The sequence below is a fragment of the Bradyrhizobium sp. SK17 genome (assembly GCF_002831585.1).
GTDB lineage: Bacteria > Pseudomonadota > Alphaproteobacteria > Rhizobiales > Xanthobacteraceae > Bradyrhizobium.
This window is the reverse complement of record NZ_CP025113.1, coordinates 3045291-3059831: the sequence shown is the minus strand read 5'-3', so window position 1 is coordinate 3059831 and position 14541 is coordinate 3045291. Positions and strand designations below refer to the sequence as shown.

The 14541-nt window shown below is 64.8% G+C and carries 13 protein-coding genes; 8 read left to right on the top strand and 5 right to left on the bottom strand.

From position 1 onward, the window contains the following. Positions 1 to 29 precede the first annotated feature (29 nt). Positions 30 to 2315 (bottom strand): TonB-dependent siderophore receptor, encoded by a 2286-nt coding sequence (locus CWS35_RS14230; protein ID WP_245438959.1) that lies wholly within the window; start codon positions 2313 to 2315, stop codon positions 30 to 32. A gap of 351 nt (positions 2316 to 2666) precedes the next feature. On the opposite strand from CWS35_RS14230, the gene CWS35_RS14225 reads away from it, so the two are divergent. Continuing rightward, positions 2667 to 2885 (top strand): hypothetical protein, encoded by a 219-nt coding sequence (locus CWS35_RS14225; RefSeq protein WP_100952259.1) that lies wholly within the window; start codon positions 2667 to 2669, stop codon positions 2883 to 2885. 6 nt (positions 2886 to 2891) lie between these two features. Here the strand turns inward: CWS35_RS14225 and CWS35_RS14220 are convergent, their stop codons facing one another. Then, positions 2892 to 3323 (bottom strand): hypothetical protein, encoded by a 432-nt coding sequence (locus CWS35_RS14220; RefSeq protein WP_245438958.1) that lies wholly within the window; start codon positions 3321 to 3323, stop codon positions 2892 to 2894. Between the two features lie 77 nt (positions 3324 to 3400). Beyond that, positions 3401 to 4147, bottom strand: coding sequence for a serine protease (locus CWS35_RS14215; protein ID WP_100952258.1), 747 nt, complete (start codon positions 4145 to 4147; stop codon positions 3401 to 3403). Positions 4148 to 4495: 348 nt separating this feature from the next. On the opposite strand from CWS35_RS14215, the gene CWS35_RS14210 reads away from it, so the two are divergent. The 5 genes from CWS35_RS14210 to CWS35_RS14190 all read left to right on the top strand — a co-directional run bounded on the left by CWS35_RS14210 (position 4496) and on the right by CWS35_RS14190 (position 9274). Next, complete coding sequence (locus tag CWS35_RS14210; RefSeq protein ID WP_210202792.1) at positions 4496 to 5488, top strand: SPFH domain-containing protein; 993 nt, start codon at positions 4496 to 4498, stop codon at positions 5486 to 5488. After that, positions 5481 to 5708 carry a hypothetical protein gene (locus CWS35_RS14205; protein ID WP_024580420.1) on the top strand — a complete coding sequence of 76 codons (228 nt, stop codon included), beginning with the start codon at positions 5481 to 5483 and terminating at the stop codon, positions 5706 to 5708. The genes CWS35_RS14210 and CWS35_RS14205 overlap by 8 nt, the downstream gene beginning before the upstream one ends. A gap of 146 nt (positions 5709 to 5854) precedes the next feature. Continuing rightward, complete coding sequence (locus CWS35_RS14200) at positions 5855 to 6301, top strand: DUF805 domain-containing protein (RefSeq protein ID WP_157817145.1); 447 nt, start codon at positions 5855 to 5857, stop codon at positions 6299 to 6301. A 170-nt stretch (positions 6302 to 6471) separates the two neighbouring features. Then, positions 6472 to 7425, top strand: a complete 954-nt coding sequence (locus tag CWS35_RS14195) for an aldo/keto reductase (RefSeq protein ID WP_100952256.1) — start codon at positions 6472 to 6474, stop codon at positions 7423 to 7425. Positions 7426 to 7597: 172 nt separating this feature from the next. Then, complete coding sequence (locus CWS35_RS14190) at positions 7598 to 9274, top strand: carbamoyltransferase C-terminal domain-containing protein (RefSeq protein ID WP_100956339.1); 1677 nt, start codon at positions 7598 to 7600, stop codon at positions 9272 to 9274. A 49-nt stretch (positions 9275 to 9323) separates the two neighbouring features. Here CWS35_RS14190 and htpX read toward each other — a convergent pair whose 3' ends face one another. Both htpX and CWS35_RS14180 read right to left on the bottom strand, forming a co-directional pair. Then, positions 9324 to 10256 (bottom strand): zinc metalloprotease HtpX, encoded by a 933-nt coding sequence (htpX, locus tag CWS35_RS14185; RefSeq protein ID WP_100952255.1) that lies wholly within the window; start codon positions 10254 to 10256, stop codon positions 9324 to 9326. 229 nt (positions 10257 to 10485) lie between these two features. Beyond that, positions 10486 to 12117, bottom strand: coding sequence for an ATP-binding protein (locus tag CWS35_RS14180; RefSeq protein ID WP_100952254.1), 1632 nt, complete (start codon positions 12115 to 12117; stop codon positions 10486 to 10488). A gap of 205 nt (positions 12118 to 12322) precedes the next feature. Here CWS35_RS14180 and CWS35_RS14175 point away from each other — a divergent pair, with 205 nt between their 5' ends. Together CWS35_RS14175 and CWS35_RS14170 are read left to right on the top strand one after the other, a co-directional pair. Continuing rightward, entirely contained in the window at positions 12323 to 13669 is a 1347-nt protein-coding gene (locus tag CWS35_RS14175) for a lytic murein transglycosylase (protein ID WP_100952253.1), read from the top strand. A gap of 338 nt (positions 13670 to 14007) precedes the next feature. Beyond that, a complete protein-coding gene (locus tag CWS35_RS14170; RefSeq protein WP_024580413.1) occupies positions 14008 to 14511 on the top strand; it encodes a DUF1993 family protein in 504 nt (167 codons plus the stop codon). Positions 14512 to 14541: the final 30 nt, after the last annotated feature.

The following is a 14541-nucleotide window of genomic DNA, read 5'->3' as shown; positions in this document are numbered from 1 at the left end:
GTCTGCAACCTGCCCCGGCTCATGTCCCGTCAGAAGTTGAAGGTGGTGGAGACGAGGTAGGTACGCGGCGCGCCGAGCGTGATCACGCCGCTATAAGCGGAAGCCCAGTAGGCTTTGTTGAACAGGTTCTCGATATTGGCGCGGACCACGATCGGCTTGCCGTTCCAGGGCGAGATGAACGTATAGCGTGCGCCGAGATCGACCCGCGTCCATTCCGGCAGCGTGACGAGATTGGCTACGTCGACATATTGCGACGACGTGTAGATCGCCCGCCCGGTCAGCGTCAGGTCGTGCAGGAACGGGGTGTCCCACTCGGCGCCGATATTGGCGTTGAAGCCGGGCACGCCGACCGCCTTCTTGCCGTCGTTGATGCCGCCGGCGGTCTTCTCCTGCACGCCGTCGATCATGGCTACGCCGCCGAGCAAGCGGAACGATGGCGTGAGTTCGCCGAACACGTTGAGCTCGACACCGCGGTTGCGCTGGCGGCCGTTGAGTTGCTGCGTCGCCAGCAAGCCGGAGCCGACAGTGATGATGCTCGGCTGCGAAATATCGAAGTAACCCATCGTTGCGGTGATCCGGCCCATATCGACCTTGACACCGCCCTCGGCCTGCGTGGTCTGGGCCGGCGGAAACACCGTTCCGGCATTGGCGAAGGTGCCGCCTACGACGACCGGCGTCTGAAGCCCTTCGATGTAGTTGGCATACAGCGAGACGTTCTCGACCGGCTTCACCACCAGCGCGTAGGCCGGGGTCCAGACCGAGGTGTCGGTCTCTGGCCGGCTCAGCGTCGGCGTCAGATAGTTCGTGACCTCGCTGCCGGCGGTCTGGCGACGTACGCCGACCGTGAGCTGGACGCGCTTGTCGAGGATCGACATGGTGTCGGACACGCCGACGCTCCACAGGTCGACGCCGGTCAACTGGTTGGCTGCGAGCGTCGTGAAGTTCGGCAGCGGGATATTGGTCGGTTCGGTGTACAGATTCCAGAAGATCTGACTACCGGGAATCCGGACTCGCTGCGTGTAGGTGCGGTCATTGATCGCGTAGTTGAGGTTGACCGCGTGATTGACCGGCCCGGTATCCACCGTGGCGCGGACGCCGGCTTCGCCCGCCAGCGTCTCGAAGGTCTCCTTTCCGGTGAACGGCGTCGACCGCAGGCCACCGAGCTGGAAGGCGCCGGGAGGCGAGGCCAGCGCGCCGGGCACGGCGTTGCTGAGGATCGGCGACGGATAGGCATAGTTGATGTTGCTGTCGTGATAGCCGAACGCCGCATAGGCGGTCACCTGGTCGGTGACGTCGACCTCACCGCGAACCGTCGAGAAGAAATCGGTCGGCGCATAATACGTCCACGGTACCTGGAAATTGCTACCCGGCTTGGGCGGTGGCGGAATGATGCTGGAGCCGACGGTGAAGAAACGCAGCGGTGGGTTGAGATTGTCGGCCTGGTAGCCGATATCGACGGCCAGGCGCGCGCGCTCGCCGCGATAGTCGATGCCGATCACAGCGTTACCGAACTCGTCGGTCTGGCGATTCCACGGCGTGTTGCCGTTCGAATAGGTGCTGTTCAGCCGAACACCCCACTCCTTGTTCTCGCCGTAGCGCCTGCTGACGTCGATGGCCTCGCCGAACTGCGACTTCGAGGCATAGGTCGTGGTGAGCTGGGTGATATCGACGTCGGGCGCGTGCTTCGTGACCAGATTGACGCTGCCACCGACCGCCCCGCCGCTCGATACGCCGGTACCGCCGGTAGTCATGCCGTTGAGCAGCGCGCTTGGGCCCTTGAGGACTTCGACGCGCTCGACGAAATTGGCACCGGTCGAATAATATGGCGCGATTCCGTACAGGCCGTTCAGTCCGTAGTCACCGCTGTCGTAGTAGAAGCCGCGGATGAACAGGCTGTCGGCGCCGCCGCCGGCTGCCTGGATCACCCGCACCGACGGGTCGTTGATCAGCACGTCGCGGATCGTGCGCGCCTGCTGGTTCTGGATCAGCTCGGCGGTGTAGCTCGTCTGGTTGAACGGCGTGTCCATCACGCTGCGATTCCCAAGCAGCCCAAGGCCTGCGCCGCTCGCGACCTGGCCGCCGGCGTACGGCGACGGCGGCGCGCCAAGCGTTGCGGTCGGTGGCGTCAGATAACGAACCGGCGCCGTCTGCCGTAGCGGCGCAGCCGCCTGCTGCCGGCGCACCGGCGCGCGCGCCGTCACACGCCGGGTCGGCGCGGCGCGGCGCACGGTCGGGGCTTTCGGCTGATCAACCGTGACGGGAGGGAGCGTTTGCGATTGCGCATGCGCCGGCTCGAATGCGCTGATTGAAACCATGGCACAGCTCGCCGCACTCAGGCTTGCCGCCCGACCAAACGTCTTGAAAAAATTCACTTGCCCCATCCCCGTCACGCCGACTGCGTCAGCAACGGTGATGATCTAGCGTAACGAAAATTGTGGGGTCTCGATTCGAAACCTAGAACCTCTCCACATCAGCGCTTGCGCGACGAAGTGTTGCGCATCAAGCACGCGACAGTGCGTCTCTCGGCATGCTTTGCAAGCGCGCGTCGACACGACGACACCCCTGTTTTGAATTAGACAAAATCTAAAGCAACCGGAACTGCGACGCTGATCAGGCGTTATCTGCCGCGGGGCGATTCCCTGATGATTTGAGTGGCATTCCGAGCAATGAAGAACTTTTCCAATGCAGCGTTTGCGCCCGAGGTGATCGAGTTGATGACACAGGCGCTGGAGTCTTCGGTTGCGACGCTGCCCGAGCCGGTCAGCAGTTCGCATATCAAGACGATCGCGGAATCGATCCTGCGCACGGCGAAGGACGGCGAGCGCGAGATCGATGCGCTGCAGCGTATCGCATTGCTGGAGCTCGCGCTGGCACCGCGCGACTGAAGCCGCTCAGGGCTTCTTCAGGTTGAGCGAGAAGCGCAGGTTGAGCGGCTGCAATATCTCCGGCGGCGGCGCCTCGCCGACATTGCCGCGTTTCAGGATGGTCCGCAGATCCTCGGTCGCGCCGGCATCACTGAGCGCGGCAAACGTGACGCGCTCGACGGTGCCGTCCGGGTTGAGCCAGGCGCGCACCACGAGCGTCGGCGGCGGCCCGTTCTCCTTGCCCGAATGCTCGATGACCCAGTTGCGGAAGCGATTGGCAACCGTCTCGTCGGCCGCGATCCATTCCTCGAACCGGTACTTCACCAGCTTGGCGAACTGCGCCCAGGACGGCGGCGCCTGTTCAGGATTGCGAAAGTCGGTGTTCTGGGCATGGCCCGGCGCTGGGGAGAGGATCAGCAGGCCGAACGAGAGCACGAGCGTGCCCCGCAAGATGAGCATGGTTCTGGACAAGGGTTGACCGCAGGCAGCAGCTGACAGGACGACGCGCGAACATCGATCCGCGAGCAACTAGTCGCTCATTGTTGCAGGCATGTGACGCGCGCCGAGATGCTGGCGGCGCGATGCGCCCGTGACGCGGTGCCGCTCATCTGCGGCCGGTCGTCTTCCTGGATGCGGACGCCTTGGGTCTCGAGAAACGACTTGGCGTGCGCGGCATCGACCGCCAGCACGCGATCGATCGTGGTCCGGCGGCTCACCACGCCCTCGACCAGGCCGCGGGAATCCAGCACCGGCGCACCGCTGGTACCGAATGTGACATTCGAGCGCAGCACGAGATGCTGGGGATCGCGCTGAGTGCCATCGACGAACGCATTGCCGAGCGCACCGCCATGCGCAAGCATCGGCTTCAGCCGGTCATAGGCCTCGGCGAACACCATGTCGTTGGCTGCCGACACAGTCGCGCGCGGGAATACCGCTGCAAGGCCGAGCGTTCGCGGAACCTTGATCAATGCAATGTCGGTCGCGGCCAGCGCCACCAGGCGCGCAGTGACGGAGCGACCTTCCTTGCTGACGACAATGCGGACGCAGTCCGCGACGGCATGGCGCGCGGTCAGCATGTGGCCGAGATCGTCGACAAAGAACGCAGTGCCGTCGAGCCGCTGGCTGACCGTCGGCGGCCCGGTGACGTCGCGCGCCAGCGGCTTCACCGGTTCGATCTGCCGCGCCGGCTGAAACAGCGCGAATGGCACCTGCGCCGCCGCCTCGTGTGGGGCAACGCCATCGAGCACACAACCGATCGCAAGACTGCAGGCCAGCCCGATCATACGGACAGGCAAACCCGCGCGCACCGCCGCTGCCGCGCAGCCAAAAACCGAGTGATGCACCTTCAGAGCCCAACCCCAAGCCATGCCGCCGCGCAAATCGCCGCCAGCAACGTCTGTACATACACCGCACTCTCTACTTCATTTCGCGCGTCGAAGCTGGTTTCCGATCGACGTCTTGCGCGAGATTTGGAACCACCAGGCTCCAGCAACGTGCTCTCTAGGTCGTTGTTCTGGCTACGAAATAAGCCCATCGCGGCAATGTCATCGCATGCCGGCTTCTGCACTTCGTTATTTTATGATATCAAAAAATATCAGCAATTATGCTGGATGCATCAGGGGTTTGCTCCCATGACCATGCAAGATCATTCCAGTCCGGGCCTTTCCACGATCAAGGTCAGGGTCGACGACCGCCCGGCCAGGCTCGTCGGCAGCGGCTATGTCGCGCTTCTGATCGCGCTCGTGCTTCTCGTGCTCACCTGCTGGATCACCTATGGCGCTTTCTCCCGCGATGGCCATGGCGATCTCCAGGTCTCGAGTTGGTCGTTGCTCGGCGCGCTGCTGTGTCTCGTCGGCGCCATCCTGTCCGGCTGGTCGATCTATTCGTTGCAGCCGAACGAAAGCGCAGTGCTGACACTGTTCGGCGCCTATGTCGGCACAGATTCCGCGCCAGGCCTGCGCGCCACCGTGCCGTTCTTCAAGATCGCGAGGGTGTCGCAGCGAGTGCGCTACCATGAGTGCGGCAAGCTGAAGGTCAACGACCTGATCGGCAATCCGATCGAGATCGGCGCCGTGGTGGTCTGGCGGGTCGAGAACAGCGCCAAGGCGATCTTCCAGATCGACGACTATGCCGACTTCGTCGGCGCGCAGACCGAATCGGCGCTGCGCCATATCGCCGGCCGCCATCCCTATGATTTCGACGAGGCGGTTACGCATGCCGGTCCCGAGGAAGTCGTGAGCCACGACCAGGTCGCCGCGCGCACGCTGTCGCTGCGCGAGAGCGGCGATCAGGTCACCAACGAACTCGTCGTCGAGCTCAAGGAGCGGCTTGCGGTGGCCGGCGTGACCATCGACGAGGCCTGGATCAACCACCTCGCCTACGCACCGGAGATTGCCCCGGTGATGCTGCGCCGCCAGCAGGCGAGCGCGGTCATCGCCGCGCGCAAGCTCGTCGTTGCCGGCGCGGTCGACATCGTCAGGGAAGCGCTCGAGAAGCTGAAGGAGCAGACCGACATCGACCTCGATCCCGAACGCAAGGCGGCGATGGTGTCGAACCTGCTGGTCGTGCTGGTCTCCGACAAGGACGCCACCCCGGTCGTCAACACCGGAACGCTGTATGCCTAAGCGCGGGCGCCCGAAGGGGCCGGACAAGGAGCCGATCCTGCTGCGGCTCGGCAGCCCGCTGCTGGATATACTCGATCGCCTGGCCGCCGCGGAATTCCGCTCGCGCCAGGGCCAGATCGAGAAGCTGCTGCACGAGGCGCTGGTCCGGCGCGGTGCCTGGCCGCCGAAGGCCGACTCGGGAGAGGAATCGGGGGACGACGAGACGGCGAAGCCAAGCTGAGCGAAGCACACGTATGTAATCGGCGCTGTCCGGCTGCCGGAATGCGGATGGGCAATCCCGGCGCGGCTTGCGGACACCCGTATAACGGGTATGATCCGGGCCGTTAAACCAGCCTGCGTTCTTCAAGCATTGCAGCGGAGGTCGGCTTGCTCGACTTGCTCCCGATACCCGAAGGTCGCGAGCAGTTGCACGACCTGCTGTTCAATTTCGACGGGCGGATTTCGCGAGCCGGCTACTGGAGAGCGTGCATCGCCTGGGTGATCCTGCTTCTCCTGCTGTTGTTCGTCATGATCGTGTTGGGAAGCTTGATGCCGTATCTCGCGGTCTGCGTCGCGTTGATCGCGGGCGTCCTGATGTTCAACTCCCAAATCGCGGTGAGCAAGAAGCGTCTGCACGATCGCGACAAGAGCGGCTGGTGGCTGCTGTTGTTCTTTCTCGGCCCTGTGATCCTTGCGGCCATTGCGATGCTTGGAGGTGCGATTGCGAGCGTGTGCGACTTGGCTGCGCTTGCCGTCAGCGTCTGGATGATCGTCGAGCTCGGCTGCCGCCCCGGCACCACCGGTCCGAACCGCTATGGGCCCGATCCCCTCTGATCGCGCCAGCCTCTCCCTTGCTCGGCAAGATTGGCATGGCCGCCTCGGTGCGCCGCACTCGTTGTTTCCGGCCTTCCTGATGACGATCGGAACTGCGTCTTGCAAACAAACGCGATCCGTCTCACTGTCTACGCGTCGCCTGCGATCAGTCAATAATCGAAAGAACAAGCATGAAGCATCGTCCGCTCGGCCGTTCCGGCCTCTCCGTTCCTCCGCTCTGCTTCGGCTGCAACGTGTTCGGCTGGACCGTCGACGAGACGTCGTCGTTTCGCCTGCTCGACAACGTGCTGGACCACGGGCTGACGTTTCTGGATACGGCGGATGTCTATTCGCGCTGGGTACCCGGCCATAGCGGCGGCGAGTCCGAGGTCATCATCGGCAAATGGATGAAGTCGCGCGGCAACCGCGACCGCATCATCCTCGCCACCAAGGTCGGCATGGACATGGGCGGCGGTAATGTCGGACTGAAGCCGGACTACATCGCGCGCGCCGTCGAGGACTCGCTGCGACGGCTACAGACCGAGACCATCGATCTCTACCAGTCCCACAAGGACGACGAGACGACGCCGCAGGAGGACACGCTCGCGGCCTATGACAAACTGATCAAGGCCGGCAAGATCAGGGCGATCGGCGCCTCGAACTTCTCGGCAGAGCGGCTCCAGAGCGCGCTCGATATCGCCAAGGCAAACGGGCTGCCGCGCTACGAGAGCATGCAGCCCGAATACAGCCTGGCGGAACGGTCGAGCTATGAAGGCGCGCTCGAGCGTGTGTGCCGGGAGAACGACGTCGGCGTGATCACGTTCTTCTCGCTGGCCGCCGGATTCTTGACCGGCAAGTATCGCTCGGAAAGCGACTTCGCCAAGAGCCCGCGCGGGTCACGCAGCATTCCGAGATACATGAACCCGCGCGGCATGCGCATCCTCGCCTGTCTCGACGAGGTCGCGGCGGAAAAGCGCGCCGAACCGGCCTCGGTCGCGCTCGCCTGGCTGATGGCAAAGCCCTCCATCACTGCGCCGATCGCCAGCGCGACCAAGCCCGAGCAGGTCGCGACCCTTGTCGCGGCAACCAAGCTCGAGCTGAGCAAGGAACAGGTCGAACGACTGGATGCTGCCAGCGCGCAGTAGGATTTACTGGCCCATTCGTTCCGGCATGGCCGGGCTCATCGACGGTCGGGATGCGATCGCGGACCAGCGTCTTGTCTGCGCCCGGACCTTTCGCAGGCAATCTCGATAAAGCCTCACTGTTGCGCGCAGATTGGGCAATTTTCCGCAATCGTCAGGTGCCTGGGAGCTGCCGGTGAACATCCTTGGAATCAACTCGGTCTATCACGAGTCCGCCGCCGCGCTGCTGGTCGACGGCAGGCTCGTGGCGGCCGTCGAGGAGGAGCGGTTCAACCGCATCAAGCACGGCAAGCCGGCCGAGTTCGACAACCCGCACCAACTCCCCGAACGTGCGATCCGCTTTTGCCTGAAGCACGCCGGGCTCACCGCACGCGCCATCGATCATGTCGGCTTCTCGTTCGATCCCAGGCAGCGCCGCAAGCGGTATCGCGCCGACTGGTGGGACCCGCGACTGGAGGAGACCTTCCGGCTCCGGCTCGGCCAGGTGCCCGGCGCCGTCGACGAACTGCTTGGACGATCGCTGGGACAGCGGCTGCATTTCGTGCCGCATCACATGGCGCACGCCGCCTCCGCCTATTTTCCCTCAGGTTTCGAACGCGCGGCGATCCTGACCATCGACGGGATCGGCGAGACCGCAGGCACCTCGCTGGCGAAGGCCATCGGCACCCGGATCCAGACCATCGAGACCTTCGAGTATCCGCACTCGATCGGCTTCATCTGGGAGGTGTTCAGCGGCTATCTCGGCTTCTCGCATTACGACGCCTCGAAGGTCATGGGCCTCGCCGCCTACGGCGATCCGGACGTGTATCGCGAGCAGTTCCAATCGATCATGCACGCCAACGAGGTGAACTACGGGGTGTCGCCGGATTATCTCGGCAACAGCCCGGAGCGTTATGCCCGAATGGAAGCCGTGTTCGGTCCGGGCCGCTATGAAGACGACGAGATCTTGCCGCGGCATGCCGACATGGCGGCGGCATTGCAGGCCGCGACGGATGCCGCTGTCATCGCCGCGGTGCGCCGCCTCAAGCGCAGGGTGCCGTTCGACAATCTGTGCCTTGCCGGCGGTGTCGCGCTGAATTGCGTGACCAACGAGCTGGTCCGGCGCTGCGGCGAATTCAGCGATGTGTTCATCCCGTCGGCGCCGCACGACGCCGGCACCGCGATCGGCGCCGCCTATGCCGTGCATTGCGTCAAGCAGAAGCGCCCGCCCGAGCGCGGCAACGCGACGCCCTATCTCGGGCCTGGATTCAAGCGGCCAGCCATTCTCGCCGCGGTCAAATCCGCCGGCCTCAAGTCGCGGCGCAGCAAGATGCCAGCGCGCGATGCCGCCGACATGATCGCTAGCGGCAAGATCGTCGCCTGGTTCCAGGGCCGCATGGAGTTCGGGCCACGCGCGCTTGGCAACCGATCGCTGCTCGCCGACCCGAGGCGGCCGGACATGCGCGACATCCTCAATCAGAAGGTCAAACACCGGGAAGATTTCCGGCCGTTTGCGCCGAGCGTGCTGGCTGAGCATGCCGAGGAATGGTTCGAGATCGGCCCGCTGACGGCCAGCCACGAATTCATGCTGTTTGCCTGTCCGGTGCGGCCGGAGCGGCGCGATCAGATCCCCGCGGTGCTGCACCGGGACGGCAGCGCTCGGGTGCAGATCGTCAGCCGCCGATCAAACCCGCGCTTTCACCAGCTGATCTCCTGCTTCTTCGCCGAGACCGGCGTGCCGCTCGTCGTCAACACGTCGTTCAACGACAGCGAACCGATCGTCTGCACGCCCACCGACGCGATCGTCACCTTCCGCAAATCCGGCATCGACGCGCTGTTCATGGACGACGTATTCCTTACGGCGTCGGCGTGAGCCTGCATCCGGACGCGAGCTTCAACCCCGAGGCTTCAACCTCAAGACTTCACCCCCAAGGCCCGCGCTGGCCCGATGATCCGCCCCACGGACTGCGCTGCGGATAGGTCGCGCCGGTGTTGCGCGGCGCGGTCTGGGTGCCGAGCTCGGCGGCGAGCTGCTGGAGCGCGGCGATGCGGTTTGCGGTCGAGGGATGGGTCGAGAACAGATTGTCGACGCCGTGGCCCGATAGCGGGTTGATGATGAACATGTGCGCGGTGGCCGGATTGCGTTCGGCCTCCATGTTGGTCAATTGGTGCGCGGCGTTCTCGATCTTCGCCAGCGCGGACGCCAGCCACATCGGCTGGCCGACGATGCGCGCGCCGAAATTGTCGGCGGCGTACTCGCGGGTGCGGCTGATCGCCATCTGCACCAGCATGGCGCCGAGCGGCGCCAGGATCATCATCGCAATCGAGCCGATGATGCCGGGACCGTTGTTGTTGCGGTTGCCGCCGAAGAACATGCCGAACTGAGCCAGCATCGAGATCGCACCGGCGATCGTCGCCGTGATCGTCATGGTCAGAGTGTCGTGATGCTTGATATGCGCGAGCTCGTGCGCGATCACGCCAGCGAGCTCCTCGCGGCTGAGCTGCTGCATCAGGCCCGTGGTGACGGCGACCGCCGCGTTCTCCGGATTGCGGCCGGTCGCGAACGCATTGGGCTGCGGCTGGTCCATCAGGAACACGCGCGGCATCGGCAGCGCGGCGCGCTGCGCAAGCTCCGCGACCAGATTGTAGAGTTCGGGCGCCGTGCGCGCATCGACCTGATGGGCGCCGTACATCGACAGCACCATGCGATCGGAATTCCAGTAGGCGAACAGATTTGTCGCAGCCGCCACGATGAGGGCGAGCACGGCGCCGGTGCCGCCGCCGATCAAATAGCCGACACCCATGAACAGGGCGGTGAGGCCGGCAAGCAGGAGCGCGGTACGAAAATAATTCATCGTGGTTCCCTGACGGCAGGCGGAATGCTGCCACAACTGACGCCGTTGAGGTAGTGATTTTGCCGCGAGCGTCGCAAGGGCACGCCGTGCGTCGCAGCGACGCGGCGCGGATTAACGATTGGTCATGTGCGGCGATCCGTAGGCCGGATGGAGCGCAGCGACATGCGGGGAGACTGCCCCGCACGTCGCGTCGCTCATGCGGGCTACGAATCCGTCTTCCAGGTCGCGCCTACTCCGCCGGCTCCTGCTGCGCGATCACCGTCTCCTCGTCGCGCAGCGCGACCCGCAGCAGGCGCGCGAGCTCGGCGCGGCTGTAGGGCTTGGCCAGGAACAGGATGCCCTGCTCGAGCTTGCCGTCCTGGTCGATCGCATTCTCGGTGTAGCCCGACGTGAACAGTACCCGCAAACCGGGCCGCCGCTGCTGCGCTTCGGCGGCAAGATCGCGCCCATTCATGGCGCCGGGCATGATGACGTCGGTGAACAGCAGATCGACCGGGGCGCCGCTGTCGAGCACGGCCAGCGCCTCCGCACCGTTGTTGGCCGACAGCGTCGTGTAGCCGAGGCTGTCGATCTGGGCGAGCACATAGGTGCGCACCAGCTTGTCGTCCTCGACGACCAGCACCACTTCCTGCGCGCCGCGGACCTCCGGATGTCGCCGCTCGGGCACTACGACCGGAGCGACTGCCGCCGCGCGCGGCAGATAGAGCATGACCCTGGTGCCGCGGCCGACCTCGCTCTCCAGCACGATATGGCCGTTGGACTGCTTGACGAAACCGTAGACCATGCTGAGCCCGAGGCCGGTGCCCTTGCCGACGTCCTTGGTGGTGAAGAACGGCTCGAACACCTTGGCGAGATCGGACTCGGCGATGCCCTGGCCATTGTCGGCCAGCATGATCGCGACATACTCGCCGGCGGCAAGCCCGTCATGGCCCTGCACGTCGGACGGCTTCAGCTCGGCGGCGCGGGCTTCGATCGTGAGCCGGCCGCCCTTCGGCATCGCGTCGCGCGCGTTGAGCGCGAGGTTGATGATCGCGGTGACGAGCTGGTTGGCATCGACCAACGCGCGCGGCAGATCGGGCACCGGGCGGAATTCGATGTCGACGTGATCGCCGATCGTCGGCCGCAGCAGCTCGATGGTGTCGACCATCAGCGCGTTGACGTCGACGTCGCTCGGCTGCAACGGCTGCTTGCGCGCGAAGGCGAGCAGATGCCGGGTCAGCGATGCGCCGCGGTCGGCGGCATCGCGGATCAGGCCGGTGATCTCGGTGAGCTGCCGGTTATGGGTGACCGCATCCGACAGGATGTCGATGGTGCCGGTGATGACGGTGAGGATGTTGTTGAAGTCATGCGCAATGCCGCCGGTGAGCTGGCCGACCGCTTCCATCTTCTGCGCCTGGCGGATCTTGCTCTCATTGACCTCGGCCTCGCGGAACCGCTCCAGCAGGACCTCGGAGCGCTGGCGCTGCCGCCCCTCCTCGGCAAGCGCGACATGCGCCTCGTGCAGCTGCGCCTCGGTCGGGATCGCGAGGATGCGCGGGATCAGCGGCCACAGCAGCACCGCGGTGAAGATCGAGGCGATTGCGGTCAACGCCTTGACCAGGCCCTCGAGGCCGTAGATCGGAACCCACAGCGTGTAGATCGAGAACACATGGGTCAGCCCGCAGGCGAGGATGAAGGCGGCAAACGGCCAGGCCATCCAGCCGAACTGGAAATCGCGCCGCTTGGAGACGAGGATCGCCAGCGCAAACGGGATCGAGAAGTACGAAGCGGCAATGATGGCGTCTGAAATCACGTGGAGCCAGATCAGCTCCGGCTCCCACAACAGGCAGATGCCGTGCGGCGAAAGCGTCGACGAATCCAAGAGACGCTCGAGAAAACTCCATATGGGTCCCTCCGGGCGTGATCGATCCGCCGACACCCCTGCCCGCGAATCACTTGTTGATCATAGCGGCGACGACTCACTCTGCCGAAGCCCAATTGGTCTAACGGCGATGCCCCCGTTGTTGCCCGGTATCGCCCTGGTGTATGCAGGAGGTCTTATCCCCCTATTCAAGCCGGTGATATCGATGCCAGCATCTTCCCCCCGCGTCCCGATCGTGATCGCTGTGTTGGCGGCGGCGCTGGCGCTCTCGACGACCGCCCTGGCGCAGCAGCTACTGCCCAATCCCGCTGCGCCGGCCCCGGCCAGGGCGCGCCCGGCCGCAGTGGCGACGCCGAGGGCGGCGTCCTGCCACAACGGCCAGAGCTTCGATCGCTTCCTCGCCGAGCTGAAGCAGAAGGCGGTGGCCGCCGGCGTCTCACAGGCAACCATCGCGGAGGCCGCGCCCTATTTGGTCTACGACCAGGGCATCGTCAACCGCGACCGCGGCCAGCGCGTGTTCGGGCAGATCTTCACCCAGTTCGCCGGCCGCATGGCCGCAAGCTATCGCATGCAGCAGGGCCAGCAGCACATCCGGACCTATGCGGCCGCGTTCGCACGCGCCGAGAAGGAATATGGCGTGCCGCCGGCGGTGATCGCCGCGTTCTGGGGACTGGAGAGCGATTTCGGTGCCCAGATGGGCAATCTGCCGACGCTGAGGTCGCTGGTGTCGCTGGCCTATGACTGCCGCCGCTCCGAGATGTTCCAGGGCGAGACCATCGCGGCACTGAAGATCATCGAGCGCGGCGATCTCTCGCCCGACGAGATGATCGGCTCCTGGGCCGGCGAGCTCGGCCAGACGCAATTTTTGCCGACGCATTATTTCAACTATGCGGTCGACTATGACGGCGACGGCCATCGCAATCTGCTCGCCAGCGGCCCCGACGTGATCGGCTCGACCGCGAACTACATAGCCAACGGGCTGAAGTGGCGGCGCGGCGAGCCGTGGCTTCAGGAAGTGCGCGTGCCGCAGGCGACGAGTTTTCCGTGGGACCAGGCCGACCTCACGATCAAGCTGCCGCGCTCGAAATGGGTCGCGCTCGGCGTCACCTCGACCGACGGCAAGGCGTTGCCGAACGACGAACTGCCGGCCTCGCTGCTGCTGCCGATGGGCCGGCTGGGTCCGGCGTTCCTCGCCTACCCGAATTTCGCCGCCTATACCGAGTGGAACAACTCGCTGATCTATTCGACCACCGCGGGTTATCTCGCCAGCCGCATCGCGGGCGCGCCGCCGATGCAACGGCCGCACGCCCCGGTCGCGCAACTGCCGTTCAACGAGATCAAGGAGCTGCAATCGCTGCTGGCGCGCGCGGGCTACGATGTCGGCAAGATCGACGGCGTGCTCGGCCAGGCGAGCCGCAGCGCGGTGAAGGCGATGCAGATGAAGTACGGCCTGCCGGCGGATTCCTGGCCGACCGCGGAGCTGCTGGCGCGGATGCGCGGCAGCGGTCGTGCCCAACCGGCCGCGGACGCCGCGGTGCCGGGGATGCGGTAGCCTCGCGGCTCACATTCCGTAGCCCGAATGAAGCGAAGTAAGATCTGGGAGGACAAACAACATGGCTCCCCGGATTGCGCTGCGCTACCGCCGGGCTACGCCCTCTCTTTCCCCGTCACCCTGAGGTGCGAGCGCAGCGAGCTTCGAAGGGTCGACGGCCCGACTGGGGCCGTGCATCCTTCGAGACGCGCTTCGCGCTCCTCAGGATGACGGGAAAAACAAAGAATATTTGACCGACTGTTACCGCGGTCCGCAGTTGTATTCTTCCAACCGCGGCCCCACTTGCAGCATCGCCGTTCGGTCACATCCGGATTTTCATCAGACCCAGGGAGCATCACATGTCCTTTTATGACGCCGTCGTCCCCGCTTATCTTCAGATCCTCAACAGCCTCACCGGCGAATTGACCAAGGCCGAGGCGCATTGCGAGGCCAAGAAAATCGCCCCCGAGGTGCTGCTGGAATCGCGGCTCTATCCGGACATGCTGCCGCTGACCAAGCAGATTCAACTGGTTTGCGATCACGCTTCGAGGGGCTGCGCGCGGCTGACGCACAGCGACGTGCCCTCGACGCCCGACACCGAGAAGAGCTTCGCCGAACTGAAGCAGCGGCTGGCCAAGACGATCGACTATGTGAAGTCGTTCAAGCCGGCGCAGTTCGACGGCGCCGACGCCAAGGACGTCACCTTCCCGATCGGCGCCGAGCGCACCATGACGTTGAAGGGTCAGCAATTCCTCAGCGCGTTCTCGTTTCCGAACTTCTATTTCCACGCCGTGACCGCGCACGGCATCCTGCGCCACAACGGCGTCGAGGTCGGCAAGCGCGACTTCCTCGGCGTCAGCTGACGTCATATTCCCCGCCGCGGGATTTTCGTC